At 61.8% G+C, this 17,753-nt stretch carries 23 protein-coding genes and 1 pseudogene; 7 read left to right on the forward strand and 17 right to left on the reverse strand.

From position 1 onward, the window contains the following. Positions 1–117 precede the first annotated feature (117 nt). On the forward strand, positions 118–876 hold the full coding sequence (locus HMPREF2736_RS01795) for a formate dehydrogenase accessory sulfurtransferase FdhD (protein ID WP_070450599.1): 759 nt from the start codon (positions 118–120) through the stop codon (positions 874–876). Here the strand turns inward: HMPREF2736_RS01795 and HMPREF2736_RS01800 are convergent. The 6 genes from HMPREF2736_RS01800 to HMPREF2736_RS01825 form a co-directional block, all read right to left on the reverse strand. Beyond that, entirely contained in the window at positions 873–2,396 is a 1,524-nt protein-coding gene (locus HMPREF2736_RS01800; RefSeq protein ID WP_070482511.1) for an L-lactate MFS transporter, read from the reverse strand. The genes HMPREF2736_RS01795 and HMPREF2736_RS01800 overlap by 4 nt on opposite strands. A gap of 168 nt (positions 2,397–2,564) precedes the next feature. After that, complete coding sequence (gene rplE / locus HMPREF2736_RS01805) at positions 2,565–3,152, reverse strand: 50S ribosomal protein L5 (protein WP_070422729.1); 588 nt, start codon at positions 3,150–3,152, stop codon at positions 2,565–2,567. Next, entirely contained in the window at positions 3,152–3,466 is a 315-nt protein-coding gene (gene rplX, locus HMPREF2736_RS01810) for a 50S ribosomal protein L24 (RefSeq protein ID WP_070422728.1), read from the reverse strand. Before rplX ends, rplE begins: the two co-directional genes overlap by 1 nt. A 2-nt stretch (positions 3,467–3,468) precedes the next feature. Beyond that, entirely contained in the window at positions 3,469–3,837 is a 369-nt protein-coding gene (rplN, locus tag HMPREF2736_RS01815; protein WP_070422727.1) for a 50S ribosomal protein L14, read from the reverse strand. 326 nt (positions 3,838–4,163) lie between these two features. Then, positions 4,164–4,418: a hypothetical protein gene (locus HMPREF2736_RS01820; protein ID WP_070482513.1), complete on the reverse strand. Its 255-nt coding sequence runs from the start codon at positions 4,416–4,418 to the stop codon at positions 4,164–4,166. 39 nt (positions 4,419–4,457) lie between these two features. Further along, positions 4,458–4,685: a hypothetical protein gene (locus tag HMPREF2736_RS01825; protein ID WP_070482515.1), complete on the reverse strand. Its 228-nt coding sequence runs from the start codon at positions 4,683–4,685 to the stop codon at positions 4,458–4,460. A gap of 197 nt (positions 4,686–4,882) precedes the next feature. On the opposite strand from HMPREF2736_RS01825, the gene HMPREF2736_RS01830 reads away from it, so the two are divergent. The 6 genes and pseudogenes from HMPREF2736_RS01830 to HMPREF2736_RS01855 all read left to right on the forward strand — a co-directional run bounded on the left by HMPREF2736_RS01830 (position 4,883) and on the right by HMPREF2736_RS01855 (position 10,756). Continuing rightward, positions 4,883–5,674, forward strand: a complete 792-nt coding sequence (locus tag HMPREF2736_RS01830; RefSeq protein WP_070422867.1) for a formate/nitrite transporter family protein — start codon at positions 4,883–4,885, stop codon at positions 5,672–5,674. 52 nt (positions 5,675–5,726) lie between these two features. After that, positions 5,727–7,565, forward strand: a complete 1,839-nt coding sequence (locus HMPREF2736_RS01835) for a GTPase (protein ID WP_246822030.1) — start codon at positions 5,727–5,729, stop codon at positions 7,563–7,565. Next, positions 7,552–9,150 carry a GTPase gene (locus HMPREF2736_RS01840; protein WP_210399433.1) on the forward strand — a complete coding sequence of 533 codons (1,599 nt, stop codon included), beginning with the start codon at positions 7,552–7,554 and terminating at the stop codon, positions 9,148–9,150. Before HMPREF2736_RS01835 ends, HMPREF2736_RS01840 begins: the two co-directional genes overlap by 14 nt. Before the next feature lie 21 nt (positions 9,151–9,171). Then, positions 9,172–9,996, forward strand: a pseudogene (thiD, locus tag HMPREF2736_RS01845) (bifunctional hydroxymethylpyrimidine kinase/phosphomethylpyrimidine kinase); the annotation flags it as partial. A gap of 5 nt (positions 9,997–10,001) precedes the next feature. Beyond that, positions 10,002–10,223, forward strand: coding sequence for an antitoxin VbhA family protein (locus HMPREF2736_RS01850; RefSeq protein ID WP_070422723.1), 222 nt, complete (start codon positions 10,002–10,004; stop codon positions 10,221–10,223). A gap of 5 nt (positions 10,224–10,228) precedes the next feature. Further along, positions 10,229–10,756, forward strand: a complete 528-nt coding sequence (locus HMPREF2736_RS01855) for a Fic/DOC family protein (protein WP_070828757.1) — start codon at positions 10,229–10,231, stop codon at positions 10,754–10,756. 164 nt (positions 10,757–10,920) lie between these two features. Here HMPREF2736_RS01855 and glmS read toward each other — a convergent pair whose 3' ends face one another. The 11 genes from glmS to rplC all read right to left on the reverse strand — a co-directional run bounded on the left by glmS (position 10,921) and on the right by rplC (position 17,735). After that, positions 10,921–12,786, reverse strand: coding sequence for a glutamine--fructose-6-phosphate transaminase (isomerizing) (glmS, locus tag HMPREF2736_RS01860; protein ID WP_070450613.1), 1,866 nt, complete (start codon positions 12,784–12,786; stop codon positions 10,921–10,923). A 110-nt stretch (positions 12,787–12,896) separates the two neighbouring features. Then, the gene (gene rpsQ, locus HMPREF2736_RS01865) at positions 12,897–13,181 is read right to left on the reverse strand and encodes a 30S ribosomal protein S17 (RefSeq protein WP_070422720.1); all 285 of its coding nucleotides are present in this window, start codon (positions 13,179–13,181) and stop codon (positions 12,897–12,899) included. 2 nt (positions 13,182–13,183) lie between these two features. Beyond that, positions 13,184–13,423, reverse strand: coding sequence for a 50S ribosomal protein L29 (rpmC, locus tag HMPREF2736_RS01870; protein WP_070422719.1), 240 nt, complete (start codon positions 13,421–13,423; stop codon positions 13,184–13,186). Beyond that, entirely contained in the window at positions 13,423–13,839 is a 417-nt protein-coding gene (rplP, locus tag HMPREF2736_RS01875) for a 50S ribosomal protein L16 (protein ID WP_070422718.1), read from the reverse strand. Before rplP ends, rpmC begins: the two co-directional genes overlap by 1 nt. Positions 13,840–13,842: 3 nt before the next feature. Beyond that, on the reverse strand, positions 13,843–14,586 hold the full coding sequence (rpsC, locus tag HMPREF2736_RS01880) for a 30S ribosomal protein S3 (RefSeq protein WP_070422717.1): 744 nt from the start codon (positions 14,584–14,586) through the stop codon (positions 13,843–13,845). After that, positions 14,586–14,945, reverse strand: a complete 360-nt coding sequence (gene rplV / locus HMPREF2736_RS01885) for a 50S ribosomal protein L22 (protein WP_070422716.1) — start codon at positions 14,943–14,945, stop codon at positions 14,586–14,588. The genes rpsC and rplV overlap by 1 nt, the downstream gene beginning before the upstream one ends. A gap of 3 nt (positions 14,946–14,948) precedes the next feature. Then, positions 14,949–15,224: a 30S ribosomal protein S19 gene (rpsS, locus tag HMPREF2736_RS01890; RefSeq protein WP_018017481.1), complete on the reverse strand. Its 276-nt coding sequence runs from the start codon at positions 15,222–15,224 to the stop codon at positions 14,949–14,951. 16 nt (positions 15,225–15,240) lie between these two features. Continuing rightward, positions 15,241–16,074 carry a 50S ribosomal protein L2 gene (gene rplB / locus HMPREF2736_RS01895; protein ID WP_070422715.1) on the reverse strand — a complete coding sequence of 278 codons (834 nt, stop codon included), beginning with the start codon at positions 16,072–16,074 and terminating at the stop codon, positions 15,241–15,243. Positions 16,075–16,113: 39 nt separating this feature from the next. Continuing rightward, positions 16,114–16,419, reverse strand: a complete 306-nt coding sequence (rplW, locus tag HMPREF2736_RS01900; RefSeq protein ID WP_070422714.1) for a 50S ribosomal protein L23 — start codon at positions 16,417–16,419, stop codon at positions 16,114–16,116. Beyond that, the gene (gene rplD, locus HMPREF2736_RS01905) at positions 16,420–17,082 is read right to left on the reverse strand and encodes a 50S ribosomal protein L4 (RefSeq protein ID WP_070450615.1); all 663 of its coding nucleotides are present in this window, start codon (positions 17,080–17,082) and stop codon (positions 16,420–16,422) included. After that, entirely contained in the window at positions 17,079–17,735 is a 657-nt protein-coding gene (rplC, locus tag HMPREF2736_RS01910) for a 50S ribosomal protein L3 (RefSeq protein ID WP_070422712.1), read from the reverse strand. Before rplC ends, rplD begins: the two co-directional genes overlap by 4 nt. Positions 17,736–17,753 lie beyond the last annotated feature (18 nt).

Below are 17,753 nucleotides of genomic sequence, written 5' to 3' on the forward strand. Positions count from 1 at the left end.
TTTCAGCTTGTGGAATTTGCAATTTCCGCCCTGTGGATAACTTCTCTTTGCGCAGGTTGTAGCGCTGCGACGACACCCCTCCGTCCCGCTTGCACCCTAAGCGCTAGCATCGTTGCAATGAGCAGGACCAAGCGCAGTTTCGCCGTCACAAAGATTTCCGCTAGCGGCACCCGCGACACGCGCGCGGGCCAAGTGGAAGTGGAAGAACCACTCGAGGTGCGCGCCGGTGGCCGAGAGGTCGCTCAGTTGTTTCGCACCCCGGGCCACGACATCGAACTCGCCCACGGTGTGCTCCTGACGCAGGGCCTCATTACCACCCCTAAAGACGTCATTACCGCCCGCTATTGCGAAGGTGCCATCGGCGGCGAAAACACCTACAACCTGCTCGATATCGAGCTTTCCTACCCTGCTGCACCGCAGTTCATCGACCCAATCCCATCACAGTCCTGTGGTATTTCCGCCGAGCAGCGCGTACGGGAGTTGGCGGTCCGCCTGAACGTGCGCAGCGAGTTCGCCCCTATTGATCAGGATGCGATCTTCGCCTTGCCAGAACGTCTCAACCAGGCGCGTCGTCGCGACCTGCCCACCGCGCTCGCTGGCGAGACCGCGCGTCAAGATATCGACGCCGTCAACGCGGTACAGAAGATCGCTGGGCGTTTGCTTCTCGACGACACCCTGCCCGCCCACAACCTCACCCTCGCAGTGGATACGCGCGTGACGTTTGAAATGATGCGTGCTGCAGCAGCGGCCGGCTTCAGCATTGTCGCCACCACACGCGACGTCACGTCGATGGCGGTGGAATTGGCCCGCGAAACAAATACAGCGCTCGTCGGCGCAATTACCGACGAGCGCTTCAGCGTGTACTCGGGCGCTTAGCCAATGAACATGCCAGCAGCCTTCGCGGCAGTGGCCCACAGACCGTAGATAAGCAGTCCAGCGATGATTGCCGCCAGAATGATCGCGACAATCTTGTGGGCCTGGCCCGCGGAAGCCCCACGCGCCTGACCGGCACCAGCACCTTCAAGCGCGGAGGCGCGATCTGCCTCGATCTTCGCCTGAACGGTGTCTTGGTCTTCGAACCACTTCGACGCCACCGGGCGTACAAGGATGTTGGCGATCAGGCCAACAGCAAGCAGGCAGCACATGACGTACAGCGACAGGCGGTAAAGGTCCGGGCCTTCGCCGCCGTTGGCTGCCTGGCGCTCCACGACCATGTTGATGATCAGCGGGCCAGCTACACCTGCAGCCGACCATGCGGTAAGCAGGCGGCCGTGGATAGCGCCGACCTGGTAGACACCGAATAGGTCGCGCAGGTAGGCCGGGATACTGGCAAAGCCACCCCCGTAGAAGGACAGCAACACCAGCGCGCAGATCACAAACAGCGCGATGTTGGCGTGGCCGAACCTGGCGAAGATGAAGTAGAAAGCCAACCCGATACCCAGGTACACCATGTAGATGTTCTTGCGGCCAATGACGTCAGAAACCGACGACCAGACGAAACGGCCAGCCATGTTCGCCAGCGACAGCAAGCCAACAAAGCCTGCGGCGGCCGCCGCGGTCAGTGCCGGGAAGTAGTCCTGAATCATCGGTGCCGCATTCTCCAGCACGCCGATACCTGCGGTGATGTTGCAGAACAGGATCACCCACAGGCACCAGAACTGCGGGGTTCGAATCGCGTTGTTGGCGCTAACATTTGCACCGACGATGGCAACCTTGGAAGGTTTGCGCCCCTGCTTCGCTTCGCCCGACGGGGTCCAATCCGGGTGCGGCATGCGGATGCAGTACGCGCCCATAGCGATGACGACGAGGTACACGACGCCAAGGGTGACAAAGGTGGGTTGGATGCCCGCGGCGCGGTTGGCGATGTCCGCACCGCCGCCGTAGAACTCCATGAGGCGGTTCGACGCCGGCGAGGCAATCAGTGCGCCGCCGCCGAAGCCCATGATCGCAAGGCCCGTAGCCAGACCGGGGCGATCCGGGAACCACTTCATCAGCGTGGACACCGGCGAGATGTATCCGATGCCCAAACCGATGCCGCCGATAAAGCCGTAGCCGAAGTACACCAGCCACAAGTTTCCGGTGGTGACACCCAGAGTGGCAACGAGGAAGCCTGTCACCCACAGCACGCCGGAAACTGCCATGGACGCGCGTGGGCCGACTCGCTCGACCCAGGAACCGAACAGCGCGGACGAGATGCCGAGCATGCCGATTGCCAACGAGAAGATCCAGCCCACAGCAACTTCGCCGACACCGAAGTGCTCCATCATTGGCTTCTTGAACACGGAGAACCCGTAGACCTGGCCGATAGAGAGGTGGATGGCGAGTGCCGCAGGGACAATTAGCCAGCGATTGAATTCCTTAGGCGCGATAATTGCGCTTCGGGAGAAGTAACTCATGGGGGTTCCCCTATTATGGATGCCAAACAATGTATTTAATACAGCGGACATCATAACCACCCATAGCCAGCTTCACACAAGCTTTCTTTCATGCTTTTCCAATACGACAAAACCCCTGCGACCGCGGTATAAAAACCGGGTGCAGGGGTGTCGTCGTCAAGTGAACGCTTATGCGCGCTTCATCTTGCCGTCCTTGTCAGCGAACGGGAAGCCGAGGTGCGTCAGCAGTGCGCGACCCTCGTCGTCGCTACCAGCGGTGGTCACGAGCGTGATGTCCATGCCGCGAACGCGATCGATCTTGTCGATGTCGATTTCGTAGAACATGGTCTGCTCGGACAGGCCGAAGGTGTAGTTACCGTTGCCGTCGAACTGCTTGTCGTTCAGGCCACGGAAGTCGCGAATACGCGGGAGAGCAACCGTCAGCATACGGTCGAGGAACTCCCACATACGGTCGCCGCGCAGGGTGACCTTTGCGCCGATCGGCATGCCCTCACGGAGCTTGAAGTTAGCGATGGACTTCTTCGCGCGACGCAGCTGCGGCTTCTGGCCGGTGATCGCGGTGAGGTCCTCGAGTGCGCCGTTGATCACCTTGGAGTCGCGGGCAGCGTCGCCCACACCCATGTTCACAACAATCTTGGTCAGGCCCGGGATCTGCATGACGTTGTCGTAGTTGAACTGCTCGTTCAGCTTGGTGCGGATCTCGTCCTGGTAGCGGGACTTCAGGCGCGGGGTGTAGTTCTGAATGTTCTCAGCCATTAGATGTCCTTCCCGTTCGACTTAGCCACGCGGACCTTCTTGCCGTTCTCGTCGAAGCGGTAGCCCACGCGGGTCGGCTTGCCGTCGGAGTCCAGGATCATCACGTTGGACACGTGGATCGGAGCTTCCTGGCTGACGATGCCGCCGGACTCGGCGCCGCGCTCGTTGTAGGAGTTTGCGACGTGCTTCTTGATGCGGTTAACACCCTCGACGAGGACCTTGTCGCGCTGCGGGTACGCCTCAATGACGCGCCCCTGAGCACCCTTGTCCTTGCCGGCGATAACCTGCACCATATCGCCCTTCTTGATCTTCATACTTAGATCACCTCCGGTGCGAGAGACACAATCTTCATGAAGCGCTTGTCGCGGAGCTCACGAGCAACCGGGCCGAAGATGCGGGTACCGCGCGGCTCGGTGTCGTTCTTGATGACGACAGCAGCGTTCTCGTCGAACGAGATGTAGGAGCCGTCCGGACGACGGGTCTCCTTCTTCGCACGGACGATGACAGCCTTAACGACCTCGCCTTCCTTGACGTTGCCGCCCGGGGCAGCTTCCTTCACGGTGGCGACGATCGTGTCGCCGATGCCGGCGAAGCGTCGAACGGAACCGCCGAGAACGCGGATGCACAGCAGTTCGCGTGCACCCGTGTTGTCGGCGACCTTCAGACGCGATTCCTTCTGAATCACAGTTGGTCTCCTGACCTGGGTCAATGTGCGCCAGATTTCCGTCCTGAACGCACGTGGTCAATGTTCTTGCGGCCTATTGCTTATCGACGAACCTCGTGCGCTCGTCCCTCGCACACGAGGAGAGCGCAGTCTGGTCGAAGGGTCTCGGACGCTCCACTCGGAAACGCGTGTCACGCCCGACCAGCAGTAGACAACTGGAGTATTTAACCATGAGCAGCGCCGATCCCCCAAATTGCCGCTAAATCGTGTCGCCTGAAGAAACAAAAATCGCCCCACCCCGAAACTTAGGGGTGAGACGATGAGTGTGCCGCAGCGTTAGCGCAATGTTAAGCGACGCTGGCAGCAACAGCGCCGAGGCCGAGCACACCAGTGAGCGACAGGATGGTGATGATCCAGCCCACGGAGGACAGGGCAGCTGGAACCAGCAGCAGGTTCGGGGCCAGCGGGCCACCGAGAGCGCGCATCTCATTGATGACCTGGTTGAGCGGCTCCGGGTAGGTAGCAGCCTCAGCGACAGGAGCACCAGCACCGATTGCAACAGATGCCGCAAGAGCAACAGCGGCGAGACGACGGAACTTCATGTTCGTTTCCTTTCAGGAGAGGTGTGTACGTGTCGCGGCTTACTTAGCAGCAGTGACGATGGACTGAATGATCGAGATGACAACGTTCAGCGAAGAAAGCGCTGCCGGCAGCAGAATGATGTTCTGGGCTTCCCAGCCACCGACCTTGTAAATCTCGTACAGAACACGGTTCAGCGGTTCCGGAGCAGGCTGAGCGGTAGCAGCCGGAGCAGCAACAGCAACGGTGGTTGCGACGGCCGCCGCAGCAACAAGACGACGAAGCTTCATGTGAGTCTCCAATTTTCTTAATGAACGGTAGGCATCGGCCGCAGCTTGAACGACCTTGCTCACCGAACACTACCGTGACGTTTCACGGTTTTTGGCAGAATTCTCATTTTCTTTCACGATTTTCCAAAGCTTTCCAATCGCCGAATAGATATTACCACATTTCCTTTTAAGGTAGTACCTCTTGTACATTGGAGGGCGTGAGTTTCTACGAAGCTGCCCCCGAGGCAATCAAGAATAAGGTCGATCTGTTCTCGACAGAACCTGCCCGATTTGCCACGCGCTCCGTGCTCGCGGGCGTGTACCTGGGCATCATGACGGCATTCGCCGCATCCACGGCACAACTACTCGACGGCTACGCCCCCGGCTGGGGCAAATACGCCTTCGGCGCCATCTTCGCGTCAACGCTGTACATCATCATCGTCTTGCAAGGCGAACTCGCCACAGGTGACATGATGTTCATGACCTATGGCGCCATCCATAGGCTCAACACCATCACCCGCGGGTTCCTCCTCGTCTTCTTTGTCACCGTGTTCAACCTCATTGGTGCAGTGGCGATCTCATGGCTGATTTCCCGGACCACCATGGGCCAGATGGTCGAGGTGGACGGATTCCTCCACGATTTGCTCGTCGCCAAGCTGCAAAAATCCAGTTCCACCCTGTTCGTTGAAGCGATCCTGGCAAACGTCGTGGTCAACATCGCCTTCATGCTGGCCACCCAGGCCGGCAAGGACTTCAGCGCGAAGCTGTGGGGTGTCATCCTGATCATCCCGTCGTTTGCCACCATGAGCTACGAGCACTCCATCGCGAACTTCATCCTCACCAGCCTGGGCGGGTTTACGCTCGGCCCTGAAACCATCGAAGGCTTCACCAACTGGAACGTCATCCGCAACTGGGTGGTCGTCTGGCTGGGCAACTTCGTCGGCGGCGGGTTCATCATGGGCGGCCTCTACGGATGGCTGAACCTGACCAAGACCGGTTACAAGGACTAACCAACAAGGACTAACTCCCCTCACCTTGGGTGTCTCTGCCAAAATGAGACGGGTGAGTACCCAGACACCTGACGTCCTCGAAGCTGTTCGCAGTGTTCGCGAAGCCCTCGCGGACACTGCCCTACCTATTGATGCAGCCCCAGAGGCCCGCGCAATTGTCAACCAGCTCGACGACTATGTCCTGCCCCGCCTCGCCAACCTGGACGCGCCGCTGCTCGCCGTGATCGGCGGCTCCACCGGCTCTGGTAAGTCCACGCTTGTCAATGCATTGCTGCGCGAGCGGGTCTCCAACCCAGGCGTCATCCGCCCCACCACCCGGCAGCCAGTGCTAGTGGCAAACCCAGCAGATGCTGATTGGTTTAACTCCCCACAGGTACTGCCAGGCCTGACGCGCTCGCACGGCGCGGGCAACGAGCAATCGACGACACTTCGAGTCGTGGATACGCAAAGCGTGCCCGAGGGCCTTGCGCTTCTCGACGCCCCCGATTTCGACTCCATCGACGACAAAAACCGCGCCCTGGCAAGTCAGCTCCTTGCGGCTGCGGATCTGTGGGTGTTCGTCACCACCCCGGCGCGCTACGCCGATCAACTTGTGTGGAACTTCCTCCACGACGCCGCTGGCCGCGGCATCGAAGTTGTGGTGGTACTCAACCGCCTGGACGAGAAGGCAGCCGAAACCGTGCCGGACGATCTGCGCCGCATGATGAATGAGGCTGGCTTGCACGACGCAACAGTCTTTACTGTGCCGTTCGTCGCGGACCTTGGCGCGGAGAAGTCTGGAGAGTCCGGGGAGTTTCTCGCCGAAGACCTTGTCGCTTCACTGCGCGATTACCTGACCACACTCGCCGAGGACACCGTCGCCCGGCGCGACGTGGCTGGCAAGACTGTGGCCGGCGCGGTTCAGACTGCGCTTGATCGAGTGGATACCTTGGTCGGCCGCCGTGAGCGTCAGGAGGCGTTTGCCAACCAGCTCGACGCATCGATCCACGAGTTTTACACCACCGCCAACCGTCAGGTCATCGACGCGACTTCCGACGGACAGTTGCTGCGCTCCGAGGTCATGGACCGCTGGCAGGACGTCATCGGTACCTCTGACGTGTTCCGTGGCTTCGAGCGCTGGTTCAGCAGCGCAATAGATAAGGTGGGCAGTTTCTTCACCGGTCAGCCCGCTCCCCTGCGTGAGGTGGAGACCGAGATCGAGTCCGGTCTGCACGCAGTCATCGTCGATGCTGCCGAATCCGCAGCATCGCGCGCCTGGGCGCATACCGGCGCGGTCGCTCCTGAGCTGCGCACCGACGCCGATCCAGCTCTCGCACGCGCCAGCGCCGACATTTCCGATCAGGCGGCGAAACTGGTGCGAGACTGGCAGCAAGAACTCGTCGGACACATCCAGGACACTGCTGGCGATAAGCGTCAGCGCGCCCGTCTCATGTCCTTTGGGCTCAACGTGGTCACCGTGGCACTCATGCTTACAGTGTTCGCCTCCACCGCAGGTTTGACTGGCGGCGAGGTGGCCATCGCGGGCGGTTCTGCGGTACTTGGCCAGAAACTTTTGGAGACCATCTTCGGCGAAGACACGGTGCGCCGCATGGTCACTCAGGCCCGCAACGACCTCAACGAGCGCCTTGGCGAACTCTTTGCTGCCGAGCGCGACCGCTACCACGTGTTCACCGACCCGTTGCTCGAAGGCGCAACGGCCGAGCAGATCCGCGATGCCTCCCAGCAGGCTCGCCGGGCGGTGGATGCGAAGCTGCTGGGGGTCGTCGACAAGCAAATGCCCGCGCGTATCGACGACACCCCCAACGACGACCTGAACAACAGCGCCCTGCGTGGCCTGTTTGACCAGCTTCGCGGCAACTTCCGAAAGGGGCCCGACAATGGCGCTGTTTAGCAAAAAGATTGGGCTGAGCAAACGGCTGAGCGCGCTCGAGGACGCTGCCGAAATTGGTGCACCGTACCTGTCCGGCGAGCAACGCGAACGCCTAGAACGCGTGGCCAAGGCTGGCGCCGAGCGTCGCGCCCTGTCCGCTGAGCACACCGTCGTGGGCTTTTTCGGCGCGACCGGCTCCGGCAAGACGTCGCTGTTCAACGCCGTTGTCGGCGAGGACCTGGGCAAGGCAGCGGCGCGCCGCCCAACCACGTCCTCTCCCCTGGCCGCGATCTGGCAGCCGGAAGGCTCTGAGGAACTCCTGGACTGGCTCGGCGTGGAAGACCGCCGCGAGCGCCAAGGCGAGTTTGCCAAAAATGCTGGCCCGCTGATCCTGCTGGATCTTCCCGACTTCGACTCGGTAGAGGCCTCCAACCGCGTCATCGCCGAACGCCTCGCCGGCCAGGTCGACGTGCTCGTGTGGGTGTCCGACCCCGAGAAGTACGCCGACAGTGTCATCCATGACCAGTTCATCCGCCCGCACGCGAACCACTCCGCGGTCACACTGGCAGTGCTGAACAAAGCCGACCTTTTGGCGGAGCGCGACGTGGACACCGTAGCTGGCTCCTACGCGGGCCTGCTTCTCGACGACGGCCTGACCAACGTCCATGTCATCCCCACCTCCACCCTGACCGGCGCTGGTATCGAAGACCTGCGCGGCGCGATCGCGCGCGTGGCAAAGGCCCACAATGCGCAGACTGCCCGCATCGAGGCCGACATCGCCTCCGTTGCCGCCCCATACGCTGGAACGAAGGGTGCCGGTGGTGTGGACAAGCACGCCAAGCGTGACCTCGACACCGCACTGACCAAGGCCGCGGGTGCAGAACGCATCGCGGGCATCACCGCTGCCGCCTACCGCAAACGCCTGCGCCAACGCACCGGCTGGCTGCTGACCTCCTGGATCACCCGCTTCAAACCCGACCCGCTTCGTCGCTTAGGACTGCGCGAGGATGCCGACGAACTGGGCGTGCACCGCACCTCCATGCCGGAACTCGACGCCGCCTCCAAAGCCGTAGCCAACTCGGGCCTTCGCGATTACGCCACCGCCGTTGGCGAAGGGCTGCCACACGAGTGGGCTGCGGCCGTGGCGGACCGGTCCGAGGAGATCTCCACCGGCCTTCCCGCCGAACTGGATCGCGCTGTGGCCCGTGCGAAACTGCCCGCGGAGCCGTCCAAGGGGTGGGCAGTGCTGACCATCTTCCAGTGGTTTGCGCTGCTCGCCGCCCTGATCGGCGTGCTGTGGTACCTGCTGGTCGCCTTCGTGCCGGGCGTGCTCACACCGCTGCTGGGCACCGACCTGGTGCCGGATGTGGAAGGCTGGCCGATTCCTACCCTGCTGATCATGGCTGGCTTACTCACCGGTGTAATCATCGGATTGATATCCGCGGCCTTCGGCGGCGTGCTGGGCTCTGGGGTGAAGCGACGCACCCGCAACGCCATCCAAAAAGAGGTGGCCGCAGCCTCCGAAACTGCTGTGTCCCAGCCGCTGTTGGCCATCCGCGAGGACTATTCCCGTTTTGCCGAGCGCATCGCCCTCGCCGCTGGGTAGTTCCGGGTAGCGTCAGTGCCTATGGCACGCATCCCAAGAGTTCTCTCCATTGCCGGCACCGACCCCACAGGCGGTGCCGGCATTCAAGCTGATCTGAAGTCCATCGCGGCCGCAGGTGGCTACGGCATGTGCGTGGTCACCGCGCTGGTCGCCCAGAACACACAAGGTGTGCGCGAGATCCACACCCCACCCCAGTCATTCCTGCGCGCGCAGTTGGATTCCGTGTTCGACGACGTCACAGTCGACGCCGTCAAGATTGGGATGCTGGGCGATGCGGACACCACCCGCACGGTCTCCGAATTCCTCGCCCAGCACTCCGTCCCCGTCGTTGTTGTCGATCCCGTCATGGTCGCCACCTCCGGCGATCGCCTCCTCACCGAGGATGCCGAAGACGCCCTGCGCACCCTCGTTCGTGAGCACGCCACCGTGGTCACCCCGAACATCCCCGAGCTCGCAGTGCTTTGCGACGACACCCCCGCCACCACATTCGACGAAGCGGTTTCCCAGGGTCGTCGATACGCAGCAGATGCGAACGTGTCCGTCCTGGTCAAAGGCGGGCACCTCACCGGCGACCACGCCTCCAACGCGCTGATCACCCCCGACGGCGACACCCACATCGCGGACGTACCCCGCGTGCGCACAAAAAACACCCACGGCACCGGCTGTTCCCTCTCCGCAGCCCTTGCAACCCGGCTTGTTCTCGACGACGCCCCCGCCGCCGTCGAGTGGGCTTCCGCCTGGCTCCACGAAGCCATCGCCCACGCCGACGACCTCGAGGTGGGCCAGGGTCACGGGCCGGTGCACCACTTCCACCAGCTCTACCGCCTCGCCGAACCGCTAGAATCACCTGCATGACTGACCCGCGCAACGAAGATCAGAAGGTCGCCGCCGTGAATGCCTCGATGATCATGGCGGGCCAACCCATGTCCGCAGAGGACGAGGCGCTTCTGCGACGACAGCTGCGAGGAGATATCTCGGCCGACGAGGCCGTGCTACAGGTGCTCGAAAGGGAAGGCCTGGGAAACACGCCTCGTGCACGTGAACTGCGGCAACGTATCACCGGAGCTGCCTAAACGCCATGGCACGACGAAGCAACGAGGCCCCGGAAAACCTATTCGGGCTAACAGACCCGGTTGTGCTGGACCGCATCGCTGGCAACCTCGCGCTTCAACGACTCGGCGAGCTCGAAAACGGTCCACTGCTCACCGAGTTCACACGTGAATCTCTGCAGTCCACACACCATTACCTCATGCAGGACATTTACCCCTGGGCGGGCCAGATCCGCACCGAGGAAGTTGGTGCGATGGGCATGGCGATGTGTCGAGCGCGATACGTTGAGGCTGAACTCGACCGAGTGATGGGCCGGATCGCGAAACTGCCGGTCTCCTCCGATGACAAGTCTGCTGCAGTAAACACCATCGCGGATCACTGGAGCGAATTGACAATCGTGCATCCGTTCCGGGACGGTAATTCGCGGACCCAACGCTTTTTCTTCGATCAGATGCTGCGCACCTCCGGTTGGGCAGTCGACTGGACACGCATCGACGCCGCAGAAGCCCACGCCGCCCGCTACGTCGGCGCAGCGACGGCTGCCCCTCATTTCTAGCAGAGGTTCTCACCCCGGGAGTATTCGCGCTTGACGCATTGCCTGACAACACGGGTACGCTCAGCGCGACACAGGGGCAGCGGGCTGGTGCTGCGGAGATCTTCCACCAGATGATGAAATACCGCAGCGCCAATCCCGGGGCGCCCTGGCGCGGTCGGTAGCTTCTACTCCACCGTGACGGACTTGGCCAGGTTACGCGGCTGGTCCACGTTCAGGCCGCGTGCTTCTGCGACGGCGCAGGCGAAGATCTGCAACGGGATCGTCGCCAAGAGTGGCTGCAGCAAACCCGGGGACTCCGGGATGCGGATGATGTGGTTGGCAAACTGCTCCACATCCGTGTCGCCCTCTTCCGCGATCACGATGGTCACGGCACCACGGGCGCGCACCTCTTGGATGTTGGAGACGACCTTGGCGTGCAGGTTGTGGCGCGACTTCTTCGACGGCACGATGACGAACACCGGCTGGCCTTCCTCGACCAGCGCGATCGGACCGTGCTTCAACTCGCCTGCAGCGAAGCCCTCGGAGTGCAAATAAGCAACCTCCTTGAGCTTCAGCGCGCCCTCGAGGGCGACCGGGAAGCCGACGTGACGGCCAAGGAAGAGCACGGACTTTGCATCCGCCATATCCTGGCCCAACTGCTTGACCTGGTTTTCGTTCTCCAGCACGCGCTGGATCTTCTCCGGCATCAGCTCCAGCTCGCCGATGATCTGACGGATCTCATCGGCGTACTTGTTGCCACGCACCTGCGCCAGGTACAGCGCCAGCAGGTACGCCGCGACAATCTGGGAGATGAACGCCTTCGTCGACGCCACAGCGATCTCCGGGCCTGCGTAGGTGTACAGCGACGCATCCGCCTCACGCGGGATCGAGGAGCCCACGGTGTTGCAGATAGCGACGACCTTCGCGCCCTGCTCACGTGCGTGACGGACAGCCATCAGCGTGTCCATGGTCTCTCCGGACTGGGAAACGGCAACGACGAGAGTCTGCTCGTTGACAATCGGGTCGCGGTAGCGGAACTCGTGGGCGAGCTCCACTTCCGTCGGGATACGGCACCAGTGTTCGATGGCGTAACGCGCCACCTGGCCCGCGTACGACGCAGTACCGCAAGCGACGATGATGATTTTGTTGATGGAGCGCAGCACGGATTCGTCGATACGCAACTCGTCCAACATCAACTTGCCATCTTCGTCGAAGCGACCGTAAAGCGTGTCGCGGACGGCACCCGGCTGATCATGGATCTCCTTCTCCATGAAGGAGTTGTAGCCACCCTTCTCCGCAGCGGTGACATCCCACTCAACCTTGAACGGCTTCGCCTCGGCGGGGGTGCCGTCGAAGTCAATCACGTCGTAGCCATCAGCCGTCAACGTCACAATCTGGCCGTTGTCCATCTCCACCGCGTCACGGGTGAACTCAATGAAGCCAGCGACGTCGGAGCTCAGGAAGTTCTCGCCCTCGCCTACACCGATCACCAGCGGGGAGTTCCAACGCGCCGCAACAATGCGGTCTGGATGGTCCGGGTGGATGGCGAGCAGGGTGAACGCGCCCTCCAGACGGTTCGCTGCCAACTGCATCGCACGGGTCAGATCCCCGTCCGCTTCCGTGTTGTAGATATCCAGCAGCAGCGTGCCAGCAACCTCAGTATCGGTTTCAGACTTGAAGGTGTAGCCCTTCTCTGCGAGCTCAGCCTTCAAATGCGAAAAGTTTTCGATGATGCCGTTGTGCACCACTGCCATACGGCCATCTCCCACCACATGCGGGTGAGCATTCGCATCCGTCGGACCGCCGTGGGTCGCCCACCGGGTATGCCCGATGCCCAGGTTCGATGCTGCGATGGGGTTGTTAGCAATCTCCGCTTCGAGATCCGCTACCTTGCCGGCCTTCTTCCGGCATTCGATCGACTGGTCGTTCACCACCGCAACACCTGCGGAGTCGTACCCGCGGTATTCGAGGCGGCGAAGACCATCGATGATTACGTCTTTCGCGTCACGCGTTGTCGCGTTTGCGCCTACATATCCAACGATTCCACACATGCGGGAAATCGTACCCTTGTGTAAGGGCGCAGAAAAAGTTGAAAACGCAAAAACCGCCCCGGGTTGGTAGCCAACCCGGGGCGGTGGAGTCGTCGAGAAGCGACTAGCTTTTAGCGAGCCTTCTCGATGATGTCGACGAGACGGAAGTGCTTGTCCTTCGACAGCGGACGCGTCTCCTCGATGTGGACGAGATCGCCAACACCAGCGGTGTTGTTCTCGTCGTGAGCCTTGACGCGCTTCGTGGTACGCACGATCTTGCCGTAGAGGGCGTGGGACTTGCGGTCCTCAACCTCGACGACGATCGTCTTGTCCATCTTGTCGGACACGACGTAGCCACGGCGGCGCTTCTGCACGGCCTTGTCCTTGGTGTTCTCAGTCACGTTTGCCTCACTCATGGTTATGCCTCAGCTCCCGTGGACTCCGGGACGACGGACAGACCAAGCTCACGCTCGCGCAGCACCGTGTAGATGCGAGCGATGTCGCGCTTCACGGTGGAGATGCGGCGGTTGTTGGTCAGCTGGCCGGTTGCAAGCTGGAAGCGCAGGTTGAACAGCTCTTCCTTCGCCTCGTTGAGGCGGCCCTTCAGCTCGTCGTCGTTGAGCTCGCGGAACTCAGATGCGGGGGTACCGTTAGCCATTAGAACTGGTCCTCCTTCTTGATGACGCGGACCTTGCACGGCAGCTTCGCGCCTGCACGGCGCAGCGCCTCAATGGCAGTTTCCTCGTTGGGGTAGGACATTTCGAACAGGATGCGGCCAGGCTTGACGTTGGCCACCCACTTCTCCACCGGGCCCTTACCGGAACCCATACGCACGCCGAGCGGCTTCTGGGTCAGCGGACGATCCGGGAAGATGTTGATCCAGACCTTGCCACCACGCTTGACGTGGCGGTTGATAGCAATACGGGCAGACTCGATCTGGCGGTTCGTGATGTACGCCGGCTCGAGGGCCTGCAGGCCGTAGTCGCCGAAGTTGATCTGGTTGCCACCCTTGGACACGCCAGAACGGGTCGGGCGGTGCTGGCGGCGGTATTTCACGCGCTTAGGGATGAGCATGAATTAGCCCTCCTTCTTCTGCTCTGCCGCCCGGCGACGCTGGCCGCCGCGGCGCGGGCGACGGTCGCCACGTCCACGACGATCGTTGCTCGGTGCATTGAGCTCAGACTCGCGGACGCCACCGACGACGTCGCCCTTGTAGATCCACACCTTGACGCCAATGACGCCGAAGGTGGTGTGTGCTTCTGCAGTGCCGTAGTCGATCTCCGCGCGCAGCGTGTGCAGCGGAACGCGACCCTCGTGGTAGCGCTCGACACGGGACATTTCCGCGCCGCCGAGACGGCCGGACGTCATAACCTTGATGCCCTTGACCTGCGGGTTACGCATAGCGGACTGGATGGCCTTACGCATGGCGCGACGGAACGCGACACGGTTGACCAGCTGCTCGGCGATGGACTGAGCAACCAGGGTGGCGTCTGCATCGACGTTCTTCACCTCGAGGATGTTCAGTGCAACCATCTTGCCGGTCAGCTTCTCCAGCTCACGGCGAATACGGTCAGCCTCAGCGCCGCGACGGCCGATGACAATGCCCGGACGTGCGGTGTGGATGTCCACACGGACGCGGTCGCGGGTGCGCTCGATGACAACATCGGAGATGCCAGCGCGCTCGAGGTTCTTCTCGAGCCACTCGCGGACCTTGATGTCCTCAGCGACGTACTCGGCGTAGTTCTTGTCGGCGTACCAGTGGGACTTCCAGTCGGAAGTGATACCCAGGCGCAGGCCGTGTGGGTGAATCTTCTGGCCCATTACTTGGCCCCTTCCTTGGACTCGACAACAACGGTGATGTGAGAGGTGCGCTTCCGGATCTGGAATGCGCGACCCTGTGCACGCGGCTGGAAACGACGCATGGTCGGGCCCTCGTTTGCGTAGCACTCGGCAATGACGAGCGTGCGCGGATCCAGGCCGAAGTTGTTCTCCGCGTTGGCTGCTGCGGAAGCAACAACCTTTGCAACGTCCTTGGACGCACCCTGCGGGGCGTACTTCAGGATGGCGAGTGCCTCAGCAACCGACTTGTTGCGGATGAGAGCAAGCACGCGGCGTGCCTTCATCGGAGAGACGCGAACGAACTTGGCAGTCGCGGATGCAGTGGTGATGGTGTCAGCCATTGCTTATCGACGTCCCTTCTGTTCCTTGACGTGACCCTTAAAGGTCTTGGTCGGTGCAAACTCGCCGAGCTTGTGGCCAACCATGGACTCGTCCACGAACACCGGCACGTGCTTACGACCGTCGTGGACGGCGAAAGTGTGACCGATGAAATCGGGAAGAATGGTCGAACGGCGCGACCAGGTCTTGATGACCTGCTTGGTGCCTGCCTCGTTCTGAGCATCCACCTTGTTGAGGAGGTGCTCGTCGACGAACGGGCCCTTCTTAAGGCTACGTGGCATGTCTGTTTACCTCCTCTTAGCGCTTCTTCGAGCGACGACGTCGCACGATCATGTTGTTGGAATAGCGGTTCGGGTTGCGGGTGCGGCCTTCCTTCTGGCCCCACGGCGAGACCGGGTGACGACCACCGGAGGTCTTGCCCTCGCCACCACCGTGCGGGTGGTCGACCGGGTTCATAACCACACCACGCACGGTCGGGCGCCAGCCCTTCCAGCGCATACGACCAGCCTTGCCCCAACGGATGTTGATCTGGTCAGCGTTGCCGACCTCACCAACAGTTGCACGGCAGCGGATGTCCACGCGGCGGATTTCGGAAGACGGCATACGCAAAACTGCGTAGTTGCCTTCCTTACCCAGCAGCTGGATGGACGCGCCAGCGGAACGAGCCAGCTTTGCGCCTGCGCCCGGCTTGAGCTCCACAGCGTGGATGGTCGTACCGGTCGGGATGTTGCGCAGCGGCAGGTTGTTGCCAACCTTGATGTCCGCGTTCGGGCCAGCCTCGACGATGGTGCCCTGCTTCAGGCCCTTCGGGGCGATGATGTAGCGCTTCTCACCGTCGTAGTAGTGCAGCAGTGCGATGTTCGCGGTGCGGTTCGGGTCGTACTCGATGTGAGCAACCTTTGCCAGCACGCCGTCCTTGTCGGAGCGGCGGAAGTCGATCACACGGTAGCGACGCTTGTGGCCGCCGCCGCGGTGACGAGTGGTGATGTGGCCGTGGGTGTTACGGCCACCCTTCTTCGGGAGCGGGCGCAGCAGCGTCTTTTCCGGGGTCGAGCGAGTGATCTCGTCGAACGCGGACACGGAGCTGGCACGGCGACCCGGAGTTGTCGGCTTGTACTTACGAATAGCCATAGTGGTTCCTTTTCTATCGTCTCTTCAGCGAGCCGCGGGTTACGCGGTCGCACCGCCGAAGATGTCGATGGAGTCGCTGCCCTCGCGGAGAGTGACGTAGGCGCGCTTGGTGTCCTTACGCTTACCGAAACCGGTGCGGGAGCGCTTGCGCTTGCCCTCACGGTTGACGGTGTTCACCGAAGCGACGTCGACGCCGAAAATCTCTTCCACGGCAATCTTGATCTGGGTCTTGTTCGCGGACGGGGACACGTAGAAGGTGTACGTGTTCTGCTCCATCAGGCCGTAGCTCTTCTCAGAGAGCACCGGGGCGATGATGATGTCGCGCGGGTTAGCGATCTTTGCCATTTACTTCTCCTCCTCCGCAGCGGCGGCAACAGCTGCGCCGCGGTTGATGAAGGTGTGGAGTGCCTCGACCGAGAACACAACGTCATCAGCGTTGAGGACGTCGTAGGTGTTCAGCTGAGCCGGCTCAATGATCTGGACGCCCGGCAGGTTCCTTGCGGAGAGACGGGAATTCTGATCATCACGGCCGATCACCAGCAGGACCGACTTGCGGTCGGTGAGGCGCTCGATGAATGCACGAGCGGACTTCGTCGACGGGGTCTGGCCCGGGACGAGATCCTCCACGATGTGGATGCGCTCGTTCTGCGCACGGTTGGTCAAAGCGCCGGCGAGGGCAGCCTTGATCATCTTCTTTGGGGTGCGCTGTGCGTAGGAACGCGGCTGCGGACCATGCACAATGCCACCACCGGTGTAGTGCGGAGCACGGATCGAACCCTGACGGGCGCGACCGGTGCCCTTCTGGCGGAACGGCTTCTTGCCGCCGCCGGAAACCATGCCGCGGGTCTTCGTTGCGTGGGTGCCCTGGCGCTTAGCAGCAAGCTGTGCATTCACAACCTGGTGCATGAGTGCCACGGATACCTCGCGGTCGAAGTACTCGGCCGGCAGGTCGACGGAACCCTTGGTAGCTCCGTCTGCGGTGTGGACGTCAAGCGTCAGCTTCGTCATGCGTGAGCACCGCCCTTCACTGCGGTCTTGACGGTAACAACGGAACCCTTTGCGCCAGGGATGGCGCCCTTGATCAGGATGAGGTTGTTGTCGCCGTCGATGCGTTGAATCTTCAGGTTCTGGGTGGTAACGCGGTTACCGCCCATGCGGCCAGCCATACGGGTGCCCTTGAACACGCGACCCGGGGTCGCGCAGGCGCCGATGGAACCCACACGACGGTGGGCAGCCTGGTTACCGTGGGAAGCACCCTGGCCAGCAAAGCCGTGGCGCTTCATGGCACCGGCGTAGCCGTGGCCCTTGGTGGTGCCTGCGACGTCGACGAAGGTGTCGCCTTCGAAGATCGTTGCATTGAACTCCTGGCCGAGCTCGTAGCCCGAGGTGTCGTCCATGCGGATCTCAGCAACGTAGCGACGCGGGTTGACGCCAGCCTTCTTGAAGTGGCCAGCCTGCGGCTTCTTAGCCTTACGGGGATCGATGTCGCCGTAAGCGATCTGGATGGCGGAGTAGCCATCGGTCTCAGGGGTACGGATCTGGGTGACAACGCACGGCCCAGCTTCGACGACGGTAACCGGGATAACGCGGTTCTCCTCGTCGAAGATCTGGGTCATGCCGAGCTTCTTGCCCAGAATGCCCTTGATCTGGTTGTCAGACATGTGTTAGTTCTCCACTAC

Origin of the sequence: Corynebacterium sp. HMSC036E10, assembly GCF_001836265.1 — a bacterium.
GTDB classification, from domain to species: Bacteria; Actinomycetota; Actinomycetes; order Mycobacteriales; family Mycobacteriaceae; genus Corynebacterium; species Corynebacterium coyleae.

Coding starts and splice junctions, on each gene's coding strand:
- HMPREF2736_RS01840 (WP_210399433.1), top strand. CDS start 7,552: ATGGCGCTGTTTAGCAAAAAGATTGGGCTGAGCAAACGGCTGAGCGCG.
- rplE (WP_070422729.1), bottom strand. CDS start 3,152: ATGGCTGAGAACATTCAGAACTACACCCCGCGCCTGAAGTCCCGCTAC.
- HMPREF2736_RS01795 (WP_070450599.1), top strand. CDS start 118: ATGAGCAGGACCAAGCGCAGTTTCGCCGTCACAAAGATTTCCGCTAGC.
- HMPREF2736_RS01820 (WP_070482513.1), bottom strand. CDS start 4,418: ATGAAGTTCCGTCGTCTCGCCGCTGTTGCTCTTGCGGCATCTGTTGCA.
- rpsQ (WP_070422720.1), bottom strand. CDS start 13,181: ATGAGTGAGGCAAACGTGACTGAGAACACCAAGGACAAGGCCGTGCAG.
- HMPREF2736_RS01850 (WP_070422723.1), top strand. CDS start 10,002: ATGACTGACCCGCGCAACGAAGATCAGAAGGTCGCCGCCGTGAATGCC.
- HMPREF2736_RS01800 (WP_070482511.1), bottom strand. CDS start 2,396: ATGAGTTACTTCTCCCGAAGCGCAATTATCGCGCCTAAGGAATTCAAT.
- rplB (WP_070422715.1), bottom strand. CDS start 16,074: ATGGCTATTCGTAAGTACAAGCCGACAACTCCGGGTCGCCGTGCCAGC.
- HMPREF2736_RS01825 (WP_070482515.1), bottom strand. CDS start 4,685: ATGAAGCTTCGTCGTCTTGTTGCTGCGGCGGCCGTCGCAACCACCGTT.
- rpsS (WP_018017481.1), bottom strand. CDS start 15,224: ATGCCACGTAGCCTTAAGAAGGGCCCGTTCGTCGACGAGCACCTCCTC.
- rpmC (WP_070422719.1), bottom strand. CDS start 13,423: ATGGCTAACGGTACCCCCGCATCTGAGTTCCGCGAGCTCAACGACGAC.
- rplC (WP_070422712.1), bottom strand. CDS start 17,735: ATGTCTGACAACCAGATCAAGGGCATTCTGGGCAAGAAGCTCGGCATG.
- rplW (WP_070422714.1), bottom strand. CDS start 16,419: ATGGCAAAGATCGCTAACCCGCGCGACATCATCATCGCCCCGGTGCTC.
- rplD (WP_070450615.1), bottom strand. CDS start 17,082: ATGACGAAGCTGACGCTTGACGTCCACACCGCAGACGGAGCTACCAAG.
- rpsC (WP_070422717.1), bottom strand. CDS start 14,586: ATGGGCCAGAAGATTCACCCACACGGCCTGCGCCTGGGTATCACTTCC.
- rplX (WP_070422728.1), bottom strand. CDS start 3,466: ATGAAGATCAAGAAGGGCGATATGGTGCAGGTTATCGCCGGCAAGGAC.
- glmS (WP_070450613.1), bottom strand. CDS start 12,786: ATGTGTGGAATCGTTGGATATGTAGGCGCAAACGCGACAACGCGTGAC.
- rplV (WP_070422716.1), bottom strand. CDS start 14,945: ATGGCTGACACCATCACCACTGCATCCGCGACTGCCAAGTTCGTTCGC.
- HMPREF2736_RS01855 (WP_070828757.1), top strand. CDS start 10,229: ATGGCACGACGAAGCAACGAGGCCCCGGAAAACCTATTCGGGCTAACA.
- rplP (WP_070422718.1), bottom strand. CDS start 13,839: ATGCTCATCCCTAAGCGCGTGAAATACCGCCGCCAGCACCGCCCGACC.